The organism is Marinobacter sp. NP-4(2019) (assembly GCF_003994855.1).
In the GTDB taxonomy this organism is placed as follows: Bacteria; Pseudomonadota; Gammaproteobacteria; order Pseudomonadales; family Oleiphilaceae; genus Marinobacter.
This window is the reverse complement of the sequence record NZ_CP034142.1, coordinates 1,912,014-1,926,366: the sequence shown is the minus strand read 5'-3', so window position 1 is coordinate 1,926,366 and position 14,353 is coordinate 1,912,014. Positions and strand designations below refer to the sequence as shown.

The following is a 14,353-nucleotide window of genomic DNA, read 5'->3' as shown; positions in this document are numbered from 1 at the left end:
CATAACTTTCTAACGGGCGAAAAGAAATAAGGCGGTCAAGGAGGACAATCCATGATACTGAATATTCTTAGAGCGTTACCGCGCCTTGCCCTGGTTCTTTTGGTATTGGCGCCAATTGCCCTCACTGCAGGTTGCAGCCAAGGAGGAAGCGGAGAAGGCGGCGGGAGGGTCGGTGGCGACAGCGATAGCGCTCCCATTACCACACCCTCCGCGCCAACGATGTCTCTGACTCCCCAAACGGCAAAGATTTTTAATTTTACGTGGAGCGATGTCTCAACCGAAACCGAATACCGCCTGCTGGAAAACCCCGACGGCACTTCGGGCTACACTCCGGTGGCGACCCTTGCGGCCGATAGCACAAACCACGACTACACGGTCTTCCTGCCCGGGCGCATCAACGCCTCTTACATTCTTCAGGCCTGCAACGAAGTCGGCTGCGCTGACTCCGATGCCGAGTACGTGAGCGGCACACTCGCCGCTGCCGTGGGCTACGCCAAGGGCTCAAACACGGAGACAGGCGACGAGTTCGGCGCAACACTAGCGGTCTCTGCCGACGGCAACACCCTGGCTGTCGGTGTCAGTCATGAGGACAGTAATGCCACCGGCGTGGGCGGCGACCAGACTAACAACAGTGCCGGGGGCAGTGGCGCGGTCTATGTCTTCACCCGCAGCGACGGCGCCTGGTCCCAGCAGGCTTACGTCAAAGCCTCGAACACAGACCCGTTGGACGGGTTCGGCCAGGCGCTTGCCCTCTCCGCCGATGGTAATACCCTGGTGGTGGGGGCGGGCGATGAGAACAGCAGCGCCAACGGTGTGGACGGTGACCAGAGCGACAACAGTGCCGAGGACAGCGGCGCCGTTTATGTCTTCACCCGCAGCGACGGTACCTGGTCCCAGCAGGCTTACATCAAAGCCTCGAACACGGAATCGGGTGACTTGTTCGGCACAGCGCTCGCCCTCTCCGCCGATGGCAACACCCTGGCGGTAGGGGCTGTCAGTGAGGGCAGCAATGCCACCGGGGTAGACGGCGACCAAAACGACAACGGTGCCGGGGACAGTGGCGCGGTCTATGTCTTCACCCACAGCGACGGTATCTGGTCCCAGCAGGCTTACGTCAAAGCCTCGAACACGCAGACGGGTGACGAGTTCGGCACAGCGCTCGCCCTCTCCGCCGATGGCAACACCCTGGCGGTCGGGGCTTCTTTGGAAGATAGTAATGCCACCGGGGTGGGCGGCAACCAAGACGACAACAGTGCCGGGGACAGTGGTGCGATTTATGTCTTCACCCGCAGCGACGGCACCTGGTCCCAGCAGGCATACGTCAAAGCCTCGAACACCGACCCGTTGGACGGGTTCGGCCAGGCGCTCGCCCTCTCCGGGGATGGCAACACTCTGGCAGCAGGCGCTGTCCGTGAGCGCAGCAATGCCACTGGCGTGGAAGGCAACCAAAGCGACAACAGTGCCGGGAACAGCGGCGCCGTTTATGTCTTCATCCACAGCGACGGTATTTGGTCCCAACAGGCTTACGTCAAACCCTCGAACACGGAGTCAGGTGACATGTTCGGCGAAGCGCTCGCCCTCTCCGCCGATGGCAACTCCCTGGCGGTAGGGGCTGTCCGTGAGGACAACAATGCCACCGGCGTGGGCGGCTACCCACACGACAACAGTGCAGGAGACAGTGGTGCGGTCTTTGTCTTCACCCGTAGCGCCGGTACCTGGTCCCAACTGGCTTACGTCAAAGCCTCGAACACGGGCACGGGCGACGAGTTCGGCGCAGCGCTCGCCCTCTCTGCCGACGGCAACACCCTGGCAGTAGGGGCTACTTTGGAAGATAGTAACGCCACCGGTGTGGACGGCAACCAAAGTGACAACAGTGCCGCAAACAGTGGCGCGGTTTATCTCTACTGACAATGTTACTTCAGTGGTAATGACGGGGGCCGACGCTTTGGCAAAGCAGCCCCCATCGTCCAGCAAACCGACGTGGCAGCGAGAACAGCCAGCTTCGGTAACTCAACGCTTGCCCAGGCGCCCTATCATCGCCCGCACAAAGTCTCGCCGTGCCCGGCGCTGATCCCGCCTGACCTGTTCAAGATTAACGCCTCCCATTCCATTCCGATATCTGGGCGGTATGCCGCTCCCAGGAATGTTGTCGGCGCTCCGGTCTGAACCATCATCGTTCTCGCGGAAGGCTAACGGGTTGCGGGCGTGGAAATAGGTCATCTCTTGTGAAATCAACATGTCTCTGTCCTCCCGGCGCTGCACCTGGTAGCGAGGCGCCCTGGTTGTCTTGTGAGTTCAGGTACATGCTAATATTGTTCTAAACTGCAAACTATTCCCTACGAGTGATAACAGACTTTGCAAAAACGAACAGACAATCAACCCGAAAAATCTCCCGTCGCGGCGCAGAAAACGCGGAGCAATCTGGCTTGGAATGACTTTGAGCTGGTGCTCGCCATTGCCACTACCGGCTCCCTATCTGGCGCGTCAAGGGCATTGGGCGTGAGCCACGCCACGGTCTTCCGGCGGCTGGGTGATGTGGAACAGCGCCTGGGGGTGACTCTGTTTGAGAGAAGCCGGACCGGTTACCGGCCGACGCTGGCAGGGGAAGAGCTCGCTGACACCGCCAGGGTTATGGACGAGGCCGCCCTGGCCGCCGAACGTAAAGTGGCCGGCCGTGACCTGGAACCCAGCGGCGAGATCTGGACCACCACCACGGACTCGCTGCTGATGGGGGTGCTGGCGCCGCTGTTCACGCAGTTCCGGCATAAATACCCCGGTATCGTGCTGGACGTGGCGGTCTCCAACCAGTTATTCAACCTCACACGCCGGGAGGCGGACGTTGCCATCCGCCCGTCCAACCGCCCTCCGGAGAATCTGATCGGCCGGCCGCTGACCACTATCGGCCAGGCCGTCTATGGGCACAAAGACCTTGGCCTGACTCCGGGTACGCCCATTGAGACCCTCGCCAGCCAACCCTGGATTGGCGCCGGTCCACGGCTGCAGGACTCTTCCGTGGACCAGTGGATGGAGAATAACGCGTTGAAGCAGGCCTGCGTCTACCGTGTGGATACCCTGGTCAGTATTCTCAGCGCCATTCGTTCCCGCATGGGGCTGGCCGTGATCCCCTGTTATCTGGCGGACGAAGACCCCGACATTATCCAGCTCACCGACCCCATCCCCGAACTGGAATACGGCCTGTGGTTCCTGATGCACCCGGACCTGCGGGGTGTGGTGAGGATTCATGCGCTGATGGACTTTCTGACGGACGCCGTCCGGGCGCAGAAGGAGCGGCTGGCCGGTCGGCGTTTAAGTTAGTCTGTTTCGCCGGTACCGAGATTTACTGGGTGCAGTCGTTGCGGTTCTCCTCCACAAACCCCATAACGCTGTCGGCCGTCAGCTTGAACGTTGGTAATATGTCCATACCCGCGCTCTTCAGCGCCTTAGCGGCCCATTTGTTACTGGTATTGAGCAAGTGGTAACGGCCTTCGCCATCATAGAACTGGCTGTCACCGTAGATTCCGCGCTTGAGCGCAACCAGGTTGCCGTTTTCATCCTGAGTAAAGCTGTTGGACAGATATTGCTTCAGGGAATCGAGTTCTGCAGCGTTGAGGCAGGTATAAACAACGTCACTCGCGGGGAAAAACTTGTCGGGAGAAACCGGCAGTGCCACAACGTGCACCACGGTTCCAGGCGACCAGACGATCGCCTGGAGGGTCACGCCTGATGTGATCTCGCTGGTCTGGTAGAACCCCTTGTCACCCCACCCTAGTTCGTAATACTCGGCCCCTGAAAACCGCTCTTTGAGATCCGGAAGAGCACTGTTGAGTTCTTCATCTGCTAGTGCGAGCCCCACATGCCAGCCGTGGCTCACAACGTACAGCTTGATTGTGCGGGCACTGTCAGCCCCGGTATCCGGCTCAACGACATGGGGTTTTCCGGAGCATCCGTATAGGGCGAACAACACGACAAGTAGGCCAATTGTTTTCATCCTGATGCCCCATTCAATGAGACTGCAGTAACCTAGACTAACTTCAACCCATTCGCCAAAGCGAGGATTTATGCTCAAAGGAACCTGCCTCTGCGGTCAAATCCAATATGAATACACCGGCGAACTCGGCCCTATTGCCATGTGCCACTGCTCCCAGTGCCGGCGCGCCCAGGGCTCTGCTTATGGCACGAACAGCCCCATTCAGGCCTCTCATTTCCAGTTTGTCGCGGGTCGCGAGTTGATGAAGGAATTCGAATCAAAGCCCGGCAAAAAGCGGGCATTCTGCCGGGAGTGTGGTAGCCCACTGTATAGTCGTCTGGATTCAAAACCCGAGGCACTGCGGCTGCGAATCGGTACACTGACAACGCCCATAGCTGCTAAGCCCAGTTATCATATTTTTGCTGGCTCGGCGGCTGAGTGGTTTGAGTTCTCGGATGGTCTACCCCGATACACGGAGCTTGAGGACAGCCCACTATTGTAGCCTGGCCCGCCATCGTTCCCATTTGATGGGTTCTCTGTGAACAAACACGAGTACACTAACCCCTCCGGCATGAATCGCTGTCGCCCGGAGCTTTGCCGTGAATTTTCGCAACTACACAGAAGCCGATGCGGAACGCCTGGCAGGCGTGTTCACTTCATCCGTTCACTCGCTGGCAACGGCGGAATACGATGCCAGGCAGCGCGACGCCTGGGCGCCGATACCGCCAGACCTGGACGCATGGCGCCACCGCCTTGGTCAGCTTCACACAATTATCGCCGAGGAGAATGGCCAGTGCCTGGGGTTCCTGTCATACGAACCCGATGGGCACATTGAACTCCTCTACACCGCGCCGGATGCCGCGAGGAAAGGCGTGGCCTCGGCGTTGCTGGAGGAAGCGGCGAGGCAGTTGTCTGAAGGTTTTGGCGTTACCGATCTGTATACAGAAGCCAGCCTGGTGGCCGCACCTTTCTTTCTACGGCACGGCTTTGACACGATTGAAGAGCAAACGGTTTCCCGAAACGGAGTGAACTTTCGAAGATTTGCGATGCAACGGACATTATGAGTTCATAGCCTTATGCACATTCCATTCTGGCTAACCACCACCCTGCTCTTCCCGGTTCTTTGGAATAATCGGCATAACACCGGATCAAGCGGGGCCGTATACAGCGGCCCCAGCCGGGCTCAGTAATGGGCGATCGGGTCCGGCTGGCCGTCCGGATCGTCCAGGGCCGTGCCATCGCTATTGGGCGGACCGTACAGCAAGAGGCCGCACACATGGGGTGTCGCCATGGAGGTGCCGCTCATCTTGGTGGTGCCCCCACCCTTCTTGGTGGACAGCACGCTCACCCCGGGTGCCGCGAAATCCACCGGCGGATTGCCATAATTGGAGAACCCTGCGAAGACGTCGCTGCTGTCGATCGCCGACTGGGTAAACACGTTCATGTGTTCCACATGGGCCGGCTCGTAATCGCTGGCGTCCGCGCTGTCGTTACCGGCGGCAACGGCGAAGTAGATACCCTGTCCGGCCGCATTGGCCACCGCATCATGCAGGGACTGGAAGTGCCCGCTGGCTCCCAGGCTCATGTTCGCACAATCACCCACGGAGGCATGGGCCGCCACATAGTCGACCCCCGCCACCACGCCGTCCACCGTGCCGCTGCCGGAGTTGTCCAGCACCCGGATCGGGTGCACGGTGGCGCCCGCGGCCACACCCACCACATCGATGCTGTTGTCGATGGCCGCGATGGTACCGGCCACATGGGTGCCGTGCCCATGGCCGTCATCCGGCGAATTCTTGCCACGCAGGACGAAGTTGGCGCCGCTGCCCACGTTCAGGTCGGCGTGCTCCAGGTCGATGCCGGTGTCGATCACCCAGGCATGCAGGCTGGTGCCGTCTTTCGGGCCGCCCACGCGGGTAATGCCCCACGGCGTTACCTGTGTGGAGGACGTGTCGTCCCCACCCCCGCCGGCCCAGGGCGGTTTGGCGATGGCCCAGACGACACCGTTGGGCTCGTAATAGGCCACCAGGGGCGACTGCGCCAGCCGCGCCGCCGCTGGCGCCGGCAGGTGCGCAGAAAAGCCACGCAGGACGGTGGAGAAGGTGTGTCGGAGTTGGCCGCCCTCGGTCTGCACCAGCCGACGAGCCAAGGGCTCGACCTGGCCGACGGCGACACCGGTCTGGAATACGAAGATATAGCTGCTGCGCGCGTCTTCCAAGTTGGCACGCACCGGGTTCTCGCTTAAATCCGCTTGCGCCTGTGCCAAAGTACCTGTCAAGGCAAGCACAATGGCAATAAAGAGTTTACGTAAGGCCAACATCGTACCGCCCCTCCTACTACGGAATGTATGCGCTGTGTTGAAGTATAAGTCACCTGTTGCGACAGTATTAGATCGATTCGGTTGAAGCAGGCGAGGCTAAGATTCCCGATCAAAGTTTGAAGGGTGAAAAGCGGGCATTCCGCCGAGAGTGTGGTAGCTCACTATTATCGTCAGCTTCGGTTTATTGATAAGTCCGGTACACTGGCGAGAAAACCAACGAGAGCCCCATGCACATTCCATTCTGGCTAATCACCGCCCTGCTCTTCCCGGTCCTCCTGTATCAGGGCAAACGGGCGCGGAAGAATACGCCCCGGCTGACTGAGGCCCAGGGTTCTCCGTCTGGTCAGCACGGTGAGGGTGCGCTGGATTTCCGTCGTCTGGTCATCGGCGAATCCACGGCAGCCAGCGTGGGTGTATCCAGCCATGAGCTGGGTCTTGCAAGCCAGTTGGCACTGCAACTGCACGAGCGCACGGGCCGACATCCGAGTGACAAGGGCTACCGGGCTATTGCGGAGGTTCTCGCCGGTGACGACTGGATAGGAAGCTGATTCCAGGTACCTGGGTAATCAGGTGCAGTGCGCTCATTGTGTCAACATATTTAACAGCCCCACCATTGCAAGGTTACGTTCGGCTCTCCCCCACCCTGTTTTCAGGAAACTTCTTACCCTGTGGCGCCCAATTTGCCTGCTATTTTGTTTTGGCAGACGTGGCGGGTACTGACAGAGGGTTTGACCATGAGCTGGCTATCTACGACGACAGGCGTCCTGGCTCTGGCAGTCGCATTGCATGGTTGCAGTCCGTCGGGCTCCTCATCGGAGAGTTCAGGTGATGTTGCCGGCGATCAGTTGGTGACACTGGCAGGGCGTGCTGCCGTTGGCGCCCCAATCGCCAACGCACCGGTGGATGCACGATGTGAAGGCGGGAAAAGCTTTATCGAATCTGTAACCACTAATGATTCTGGTGGGTTTCTCGGGCAGGTAGAGTCGTCTGCTTTGCCTTGTGCCTTGCGGGTTACCGGCAACGGTGAGGATCGAATCCTGCACAGCTATGCCGATTCGGGAGATACCATCAACATTACCCCGTTCACCGACTTGATTATTGCCTTATCGGCGTCCATGGCGCCAATGGACTGGTTTGAACAGGATGAGTTTGCGTCGGCTGTAGGAAGCCTGAATCTGGCCAGGGTGGAGTTTCTGAACGCGCTACGGGAGGCAGGCTATAACCTGCCGGGCGACGGATTTGATCCATTTAATTCCAGCTTCCAGATCAACGATGCCGTGGACCAGCTGCTTGATACTTTTTCGGCCGCAGTGAGAAACATGCCCAATGTTGCGAGCTATCAGGCCTTTGTGGACCTGATTTCGAGCGGAAACCTTGAGGCCATTCCCGAGGCTCCAACAGAGTCGGAAGATGATGGGTCTGGCAGCGGCGATGAAGCTGGCGATGGCGGTGATAGCGGCACTGATACCGGCGGTGACAACGACGATGACCGTGATGATGACAATGATGATGAAGATGAAGATGACCGGGAAGGTCCGATTGACATCCTGTTTGGCTAATGGCCCTCAGGAAACGCGATAGGAAACGGATCACATTATCTAGGAAAAGGCAGGCGCGGCCTTTGGTTCCGAATTCGTTCCGTGACTTGCCATTGGATGTCTTGCTCGGGCTGGTAGCGGCAAAACAGCCCCGTCCGTACCGAATTGGACAGGTGACGGCCGAGCGTCGGGTGAACACTTTCGACACGGCGGATGGCATGGCGGATTCGCCATGTCACCGATGATCGGGTACGCTCCGCCAGATCCCCCATACGGCGACTACGGCCACCAATCCCCAGCGCTTTCGAGAGTTCTTCAACCAACCGGTCCAGCTCAGAACGTAGCGTTTCCGCGCGGCCCAGGTCGTTCGCGTCTTCTGCGTCGGCCGCTTCTTCCTGGAGTTCGCGAATCCGTTGCTGGATTTCCTGACGACCACGTTCGTCGAGCATTGCCTCGCTGCCGCCTTCGTCGTCGCGCCCTGCCAGGTCGAGGCAGTGAAACTCCTCCCCTGGTCGGGCCAGCAATCGCGCCAGGTCGTGCAAGCCTTTCAGGTCGGGAAGTGTCGCCTGTATACCGTCGAATTCAAAGCGCCAGCCACCACCCTCACGGAACAAGGCCGCTGAGGACGCCGCGGATCGGCGGATACCAGGCCCGGCTGCCCGACTCTGCAGGACAGTACCTCCGAGCAGACGACAGCTTTCAGTGACGAGCTCAATATCCTCTTCCCGGCGAAAAGGGTTATAAGCGATCAGCCATTCGAAAGCCTCTCCGGGCGCCGGATCTCGGCCATGGGTTATGCGGCGGCGAAACTCCGTCTCAAACAACGCGAGGAAACTCCGTGCTTTGTCCCATTGGCCGAGATGGGCGCAAGCCATGCCAGAGAACGCTGGAATGTCGATAATCATCACGCCGGCTGCCCGTTCAGCTGTCTGAAGCGCCGTCTCGAAATCACGCATGACGAAGCACGGAAAGGCGGCATAGGCGTAATAGTAATTGGGATGGTAGGGGTTGAGGCGCATGGCTTTTTCGGCGTGGGCCACCGCCGACTCGGGGCGCCCCAGATAAACCTCGGCCGGCACAAGCTGGATAAGCAGCTCCGCATCATTCGGAGCAAGTACGAGAGCCCGGTCGATGTACCATGACGCGCGGGCAAACTCGCGGCGATAAAGCAGGATGCGGCCCAGCACCAGATGCAGCCAGGGGTTGCGGTCATCAATCGCCAATGCCCGGTGTGCATAGTCGTAGGCCCGGCGTCCGATCTCCTCGAATTCCTGCCAGAAGTCGCAGCTCCACTCGTTAAACCAGGAGAGTGCCATGCCGCCCAGTGCAGGAGCGGATTGGGGATTGCGATCCAGGATCTTCTGAAAGAGGGCGCGAGCGTCCTCATCGGACTCCCGAGTCCCGTCCTTGAGGAGAGCGACGCCCCGCGCAACGAGTTCGAAATCCTCCAGCGTCTCCGGTGAACGTCTACGGCTTCGCCGCAGTACATCACCAAAGACCTGTGCCGAGAAGGTGGCCGCGAGGCGGGCTGCCACCTCGTCGATCATCGCCAGCGGGTTGTCAGCGTCGAGTTCGAGATTCTCATGCCAGACCTGAGTCGCGTCCACCCCCGCGACCAACGTGACCGAGGCCCTCAGGGCCTCCCCCAGTGCGAAGAGCCGTCCGGTTAGCACATAGTCCGCGCCGAGCCGGGCCGCTGCCTCGGTCTCCGGCAATTCACCTACCGCGGCGGCAGACTGCGCGGCGATTACCTCGATGCCGGCAAAGCGGGTCAGTTCGCCGATCAGGGCCTCTCCGACCATGGTGGCCAGCGAGGCGTTACCGGACGGCGCTCCGTCACTGCGGAAAGGCAGGACAGCGACAACCGGCGCTGGCCGGGAGGCTGCATGGTTCGAGCTCACGTTTCTGTGCCTCACATCGTAAGTGCACACCTCACGCCTTTGTAAGTGAAAGACGGCGAAAGTTCAACGCTGAAAACACTTCTCAGCTTTTGCCGCCTATGACCTTAACCCAAGCCAGAGGAGAACGATGACATGGCGAAATACCGACACCATCTACCGCAACTCGACGGCGGCCTGTTCGCTACCGACGGAGGGATCGAGACCACCCTTATTTTCCATGACGGGCAGGACCTGCCGTATTTCGCGGCGTTCCATCTGCTGAAGGATGAAGCGGGCACGCAGGTGCTGCGGAACTACTTCCGCCGGCACGCACAGATCGCACAGGCAAACGGCACCGGCTTTATTTTCGAAAGCGCCACCTGGCGCTCGAGCCCGGACTGGGGACACAAACTCGGCTACTCGGCTGCGGAGCTCGCTGATGCGAACCGAAAGGCGATCACCATGCTATTGGAGCTTCGCGACGAATTCGAAACTCCGGAAACACCCTGCGTTGTCAGCGGCTGCATCGGTCCGAGGGGCGACGGCTACGACCCCGGTGACGTCATGTCCGCCGAAGAAGCGCAGGCTTACCACGCGACTCAGGCACAAGTCTTCGCGGAGGCCGGCGCCGACATGATCACCGCAATCACAACAACGAACGTTCCCGAGGCCATCGGTATCACCCGCGCCGCGCAGGCCGAGGGCATGCCCGTGGTCATTTCCTTCACGGTGGAGACGGATGGCTGTCTGCCGACTGGCCAGAAGCTGGACGAGGCCATCGGACTTGTGGATCAGGCCACCGGCAACGGCCCGGCCTACTACATGATCAATTGTGCACATCCGAGCCATTTTGCGGGTGTTCTGAATGATGAGCCCTGGATGGAACGGCTACGCGGACTGCGTTGCAATGCCTCGAAGAAAAGTCACGCGGAGCTGGATGAGGCCGACGAACTGGACGCTGGTGACCCGCAGGAACTCGGTGCCGACTACCGGGCCCTGCTGCAGCGTTTCCCGCGGATCAACGTGGTAGGCGGTTGCTGTGGCACCGATCAGCGCCATATCCACCAGATCTGCGTGGCCTGCAAGGCTGCGGCGTAAATGTGCTATGACACTATCAGGCCCCGGCCGTTTACGGGGCGGGGCCTGATGTGGCCGGGATGGCCAGTCACCTGGAGAACCGGGCGAGAGCGACCCGGTTCTTGCCTCCGGAGATATCACTTATTCGAGTTGATTCCCCTGATTCCAGACGCCCCAAAGTACCATGATGGCAACCAACACCATCGCGACCGAGAGCGACATCAAGGCCAGGGTAATCAACCCTTCCTGCACAGCCGATCCTTCAAAGCCTGCGCCTGCTATGGGCATCATGGAGGCGCCTGCACCGATAAACCCGGCAGCCAGCGTAGCCAGCCAGTTGGTATAGGTGCCAAATACAGCAAGACCAAAGGTGATCCTTTCAGCAGTATGGCTCAGCCGAAGCTTCGGCCAGATCACCCCCAACACAATCAGGACCACGCCGTTCATGATGCCCTCAAGGTGGCTCGACAGCCCCATTCTGGCATTCTCCATTAACGGCAATAGAAACCCGGTCAACAGGCCCAAGAGAAACAGGATGATACCGAACTGGTACAGTCGGCGTTCGCGGTTGGCGACGGCCGGCAGCGATACGTTATTCATAAGTTACCCCCTGATTGGAGTCAGCGAAACCAGTCCCCCGACTCGCGTTTCACTCAATTTAGGAATACACTATGTATATTCAATATGAGAGATTATCCCTCGCCCACGCACCTGTCAATATTGAGTAAACAGCCTGTATGTCGATTAAATCCCCAAAACGGATCTACCGCAAAACCACCCGGGCAAAACAGGAAGAACAGACCCGGCGACGGATTACCGAAGCGGTCGTTGAATTGCACCGAACGGTCGGGCCAGCGCAGACAACCATCAGTGATATTGCAAACCTGGCGGGTGTCGGCCGCGTGACGGTGTACAAACACTTCCCGGATGACGCTGCGATGTTTCGCGCCTGCAGTGACCACTGGCTTGCCGATAACCCACCGCCGGATTTTACCCAGGCGCTCACTGAGCCCGATGAGTTAAAGCGTGCAGCTGCGGTATTCCGATTGCTTTATGACTACTACCGTCGTTCCTACGACATGATGGGAAAAGTGATGCGGGACGCGAAAACAATGCCCGCCCTGGCGGATGTGGTTGAAAACGGATGGATGAAACTGCTGCAAGGCCTTGAGGATGCATTGGTCCCAGCCGGGAAGAAAGGCGCCAGCGCGCAGCATTATCGGGCAACGCTTCGGGTGGCTATGGATATCAACACGTGGAGTACCATCTCCGGGATGGGTATTGATGACGAAACGGCAGCAGAGCTGGTGTGCCGTTGGTTGAAGGGATAATGACAATGCCTTAGGCGTTAACGAAACCAGCGGACAGTCGTCGGTTATCGCCGCTGGCATTCCCGGTTGGCAATTTTACCGACTATAGTTGTCACAGATGTCATCTGCCACTGATCAGCGCCTGCCTATATTCTGAATCCTCCATTAACACAACTGGAGGCAATACAATGAAACGATACGTCATTGAACGGGATCTGCCCGGCGTGGGCAACATGACTGGCGAGGAGCTGAAAGTCGCTGCGGCCACATCGAACGACGCACTCGCCAAGCTGGAGGGGAAAGCGCAGTGGGTTCAGTCTTTTGTCGCCGATGACAAGACATTCTGCATCTACCTGGCTGAAAACGAGGAAGCGGTGCAGGAACACGCACGTCTGAGCGGCTTCCCCGCCACTAAGGTGACGGAGGTCCACGGAACCATCGACCCAATGACCGCCCATCAGTAACCAGCAGGTGCCGCTCAGCCGGAAGCGCCGGCTGAGCGGCCCAGTGGTGGAAGGCCCATTCTAGGTTCACAGCATGGTGCCTAAGGACCAGATTGATAATCCGGCTGGCGGTCTGTTTGGTTTATAGGGACTTCAGCGATGAAACAACTTGACGTTACGATCCTGCTTTTGAACGACTGTTTTGTCTCGACCGCGCTGGCACCCATCGAAGTATTTCACTCCGCAGGTCGGTTGTGGAACGAGCTGACCAACAATACGATTGCCCCCCGGTTCCGGGTGACCGTGGCGTCGCTCGATGGCCTGGAGGTCGAGTCGCCCTACTCGGTGCGCCTGTCGCCCGAGGTATCGATCGAAAGCGTCAAACACGCAAATATTATTGTCGTGCCGGCGTCGGGGGTTAAGTTGGATGCCCAGTTCGCCCGTCACGCCGCCTTGTTTCCCTGGCTGCAAAGCTGGCACGATCGCGGAGCTTATATCGCGAGCATCTGCAGCGGAGCGGCGTATCTGGCTGAAGCAGGATTGCTGGATGGGCATGAGGCGACCACGCACTGGGGCACGGCTGACGCTTTCATGGAACGATATCCCAGGGTGAAGTGGCGTCCTGATGTCTTGGTTACGGAAGACCGGCGCATGCTCTGTAGCGGCGGTGTCTACGCGGCAATCGATCTCAGTCTCTATCTTGTGGAGAAGTTCTGCGGCCATGAGATCGCAGTTCAAACTGCGAAGGCTTTGCTTGTCGACATGCCTCGGACCAATCAGTCGGGCTATGCCGTGCTGCCGCTTTCCAAGCCACACCAGGACGACAAGATCCGGGAAGCGGAGCTATTCATACAGAAGAATTTTTCCCGGCAGATGTCTATTGAAAACCTTGCTGAGCGGGTAAACATGAGCCCGCGTACCTTCATCCGTCGTTTCAAGGAAGCGACCGGCCGCCTGCCGGGCAAGTATCTTCAGGTTTTCCGCATCTCAATAGCCAAGGAAATGCTGGAAAACGGCGCGCGATCGGTGCAGATGGTCAGTTCGGCCGTGGGTTATGAAGATGTTGCCTATTTCCGAGCACTTTTCAAGCGACTCACCGGAATGGCTCCCGCGCAGTACCGCGCGAAGTTCTGCGGCGTCCGCAGCACGGACGGGTGCGCCACCTCCGAAAGCTAGGATCATTTGGGCAATTGGCTGATTAAACCTCGCAGTACTCTCAGAACCGACTTCATTGTCCTGTATCAATTCGCCGTTATCCCCTGCCTCCTATGCCCTTCTGACTAGACCGAAGTCCCGCTATATGACGCTGTTATAACGGAGAAGGCAATGCACGTACTGGTTACCGGTGCCCCCCTGTGCTAGAACTACGCCATCAGCAAACTGGCGGATGAGGGCTTTGGCCTGGCCTATGCCCGGGAGCACAACATTCCCGTTATTATTACCCGTTTCTTCAATATCGTAGGCCCCCGCCAGACCGGCCAGTATGGCATGGTAGTGATGTTGCCGGCGATCAGTTGGTGACACTGTCCGGGCGTGCTGCAGTTGACGCCCCGCTCACCAACCCACCGGTGGTTGCACGATGTGGATGTGAAGGAGGGGAAAGCTGCATCGGATTTGTAACCACCAACGATTCCGGTGGTTTTTTGGGTCAGGTGGCGACCTCTGCTTTACCTTGTGCCTTACGGGTTACTGGCAACAGTGAGGACAAAGTCCTGCACAGCTATGCCGATTCGGGAGTGAGGAAAAAACCGAGGTCGAGCTACTATCGTATTCGGTTAATGGCGCTCAGCAAGCGCCATAAGCCTCAAGAAAATTCAA

General features: G+C 58.9%; 16 protein-coding genes. 11 read left to right on the top strand and 5 right to left on the bottom strand.

Going from position 1 to position 14,353, the window contains the following annotated elements; translation table 11 throughout:
- Positions 1-51: 51 nt before the first annotated feature.
- Complete coding sequence (locus EHN06_RS08800) at positions 52-1,908, top strand: integrin (protein WP_127332051.1); 1,857 nt, start codon at positions 52-54, stop codon at positions 1,906-1,908.
- A 102-nt stretch (positions 1,909-2,010) separates the two neighbouring features.
- On the opposite strand, the gene EHN06_RS08795 is transcribed toward EHN06_RS08800, so the two are convergent.
- On the bottom strand, positions 2,011-2,238 hold the full coding sequence (locus EHN06_RS08795) for a hypothetical protein (protein WP_127332049.1): 228 nt from the start codon (positions 2,236-2,238) through the stop codon (positions 2,011-2,013).
- A 117-nt stretch (positions 2,239-2,355) separates the two neighbouring features.
- On the opposite strand from EHN06_RS08795, the gene EHN06_RS08790 reads away from it, so the two are divergent.
- Positions 2,356-3,315: a LysR family transcriptional regulator gene (locus EHN06_RS08790; RefSeq protein ID WP_127332047.1), complete on the top strand. Its 960-nt coding sequence runs from the start codon at positions 2,356-2,358 to the stop codon at positions 3,313-3,315.
- A 22-nt stretch (positions 3,316-3,337) separates the two neighbouring features.
- On the opposite strand, the gene EHN06_RS08785 is transcribed toward EHN06_RS08790, so the two are convergent.
- On the bottom strand, positions 3,338-3,988 hold the full coding sequence (locus tag EHN06_RS08785) for a TIGR02117 family protein (RefSeq protein ID WP_127332045.1): 651 nt from the start codon (positions 3,986-3,988) through the stop codon (positions 3,338-3,340).
- A gap of 70 nt (positions 3,989-4,058) precedes the next feature.
- Between EHN06_RS08785 and EHN06_RS08780 the strand changes: the two genes are divergently transcribed.
- Both EHN06_RS08780 and EHN06_RS08775 read left to right on the top strand, forming a co-directional pair.
- A complete protein-coding gene (locus EHN06_RS08780) occupies positions 4,059-4,469 on the top strand; it encodes a GFA family protein (RefSeq protein WP_127332043.1) in 411 nt (136 codons plus the stop codon).
- Between the two features lie 97 nt (positions 4,470-4,566).
- On the top strand, positions 4,567-5,031 hold the full coding sequence (locus tag EHN06_RS08775) for a GNAT family N-acetyltransferase (RefSeq protein ID WP_127332041.1): 465 nt from the start codon (positions 4,567-4,569) through the stop codon (positions 5,029-5,031).
- A 119-nt stretch (positions 5,032-5,150) separates the two neighbouring features.
- On the opposite strand, the gene EHN06_RS08770 is transcribed toward EHN06_RS08775, so the two are convergent.
- Entirely contained in the window at positions 5,151-6,287 is a 1,137-nt protein-coding gene (locus EHN06_RS08770; RefSeq protein ID WP_127332039.1) for a S8 family serine peptidase, read from the bottom strand.
- A 227-nt stretch (positions 6,288-6,514) separates the two neighbouring features.
- On the opposite strand from EHN06_RS08770, the gene EHN06_RS08765 reads away from it, so the two are divergent.
- Both EHN06_RS08765 and EHN06_RS08760 read left to right on the top strand, forming a co-directional pair.
- Positions 6,515-6,835, top strand: a complete 321-nt coding sequence (locus EHN06_RS08765) for a hypothetical protein (protein WP_228257445.1) — start codon at positions 6,515-6,517, stop codon at positions 6,833-6,835.
- 186 nt (positions 6,836-7,021) lie between these two features.
- Complete coding sequence (locus tag EHN06_RS08760; RefSeq protein WP_127332037.1) at positions 7,022-7,846, top strand: hypothetical protein; 825 nt, start codon at positions 7,022-7,024, stop codon at positions 7,844-7,846.
- A gap of 35 nt (positions 7,847-7,881) precedes the next feature.
- On the opposite strand, the gene EHN06_RS08755 is transcribed toward EHN06_RS08760, so the two are convergent.
- Complete coding sequence (locus tag EHN06_RS08755) at positions 7,882-9,726, bottom strand: hypothetical protein (RefSeq protein WP_127332035.1); 1,845 nt, start codon at positions 9,724-9,726, stop codon at positions 7,882-7,884.
- 132 nt (positions 9,727-9,858) lie between these two features.
- Between EHN06_RS08755 and EHN06_RS08750 the strand changes: the two genes are divergently transcribed.
- On the top strand, positions 9,859-10,803 hold the full coding sequence (locus tag EHN06_RS08750) for a homocysteine S-methyltransferase family protein (protein WP_127332033.1): 945 nt from the start codon (positions 9,859-9,861) through the stop codon (positions 10,801-10,803).
- Between the two features lie 120 nt (positions 10,804-10,923).
- On the opposite strand, the gene EHN06_RS08745 is transcribed toward EHN06_RS08750, so the two are convergent.
- Complete coding sequence (locus EHN06_RS08745; protein ID WP_127332031.1) at positions 10,924-11,382, bottom strand: hydrogenase; 459 nt, start codon at positions 11,380-11,382, stop codon at positions 10,924-10,926.
- Between the two features lie 137 nt (positions 11,383-11,519).
- On the opposite strand from EHN06_RS08745, the gene EHN06_RS08740 reads away from it, so the two are divergent.
- From EHN06_RS08740 to EHN06_RS21765, 4 genes are all read left to right on the top strand, one after another.
- Entirely contained in the window at positions 11,520-12,113 is a 594-nt protein-coding gene (locus EHN06_RS08740) for a TetR/AcrR family transcriptional regulator (protein WP_127332029.1), read from the top strand.
- Positions 12,114-12,280: 167 nt separating this feature from the next.
- Entirely contained in the window at positions 12,281-12,556 is a 276-nt protein-coding gene (locus EHN06_RS08735) for a DUF4242 domain-containing protein (RefSeq protein ID WP_127332027.1), read from the top strand.
- A gap of 138 nt (positions 12,557-12,694) precedes the next feature.
- Complete coding sequence (locus EHN06_RS08730) at positions 12,695-13,711, top strand: GlxA family transcriptional regulator (protein WP_127332025.1); 1,017 nt, start codon at positions 12,695-12,697, stop codon at positions 13,709-13,711.
- A gap of 195 nt (positions 13,712-13,906) precedes the next feature.
- Positions 13,907-14,056 carry an NAD-dependent epimerase/dehydratase family protein gene (locus EHN06_RS21765; protein WP_127334396.1) on the top strand — a complete coding sequence of 50 codons (150 nt, stop codon included), beginning with the start codon at positions 13,907-13,909 and terminating at the stop codon, positions 14,054-14,056.
- Positions 14,057-14,353: the final 297 nt, after the last annotated feature.

Coding starts and splice junctions, on each gene's coding strand:
- EHN06_RS08770 (WP_127332039.1), bottom strand. CDS start 6,287: ATGTTGGCCTTACGTAAACTCTTTATTGCCATTGTGCTTGCCTTGACA.
- EHN06_RS08780 (WP_127332043.1), top strand. CDS start 4,059: ATGCTCAAAGGAACCTGCCTCTGCGGTCAAATCCAATATGAATACACC.
- EHN06_RS08765 (WP_228257445.1), top strand. CDS start 6,515: ATGCACATTCCATTCTGGCTAATCACCGCCCTGCTCTTCCCGGTCCTC.
- EHN06_RS08785 (WP_127332045.1), bottom strand. CDS start 3,988: ATGAAAACAATTGGCCTACTTGTCGTGTTGTTCGCCCTATACGGATGC.
- EHN06_RS08740 (WP_127332029.1), top strand. CDS start 11,520: ATGTCGATTAAATCCCCAAAACGGATCTACCGCAAAACCACCCGGGCA.
- EHN06_RS08735 (WP_127332027.1), top strand. CDS start 12,281: ATGAAACGATACGTCATTGAACGGGATCTGCCCGGCGTGGGCAACATG.
- EHN06_RS08730 (WP_127332025.1), top strand. CDS start 12,695: ATGAAACAACTTGACGTTACGATCCTGCTTTTGAACGACTGTTTTGTC.
- EHN06_RS08750 (WP_127332033.1), top strand. CDS start 9,859: ATGGCGAAATACCGACACCATCTACCGCAACTCGACGGCGGCCTGTTC.
- EHN06_RS08800 (WP_127332051.1), top strand. CDS start 52: ATGATACTGAATATTCTTAGAGCGTTACCGCGCCTTGCCCTGGTTCTT.
- EHN06_RS08795 (WP_127332049.1), bottom strand. CDS start 2,238: ATGTTGATTTCACAAGAGATGACCTATTTCCACGCCCGCAACCCGTTA.
- EHN06_RS08760 (WP_127332037.1), top strand. CDS start 7,022: ATGAGCTGGCTATCTACGACGACAGGCGTCCTGGCTCTGGCAGTCGCA.
- EHN06_RS08745 (WP_127332031.1), bottom strand. CDS start 11,382: ATGAATAACGTATCGCTGCCGGCCGTCGCCAACCGCGAACGCCGACTG.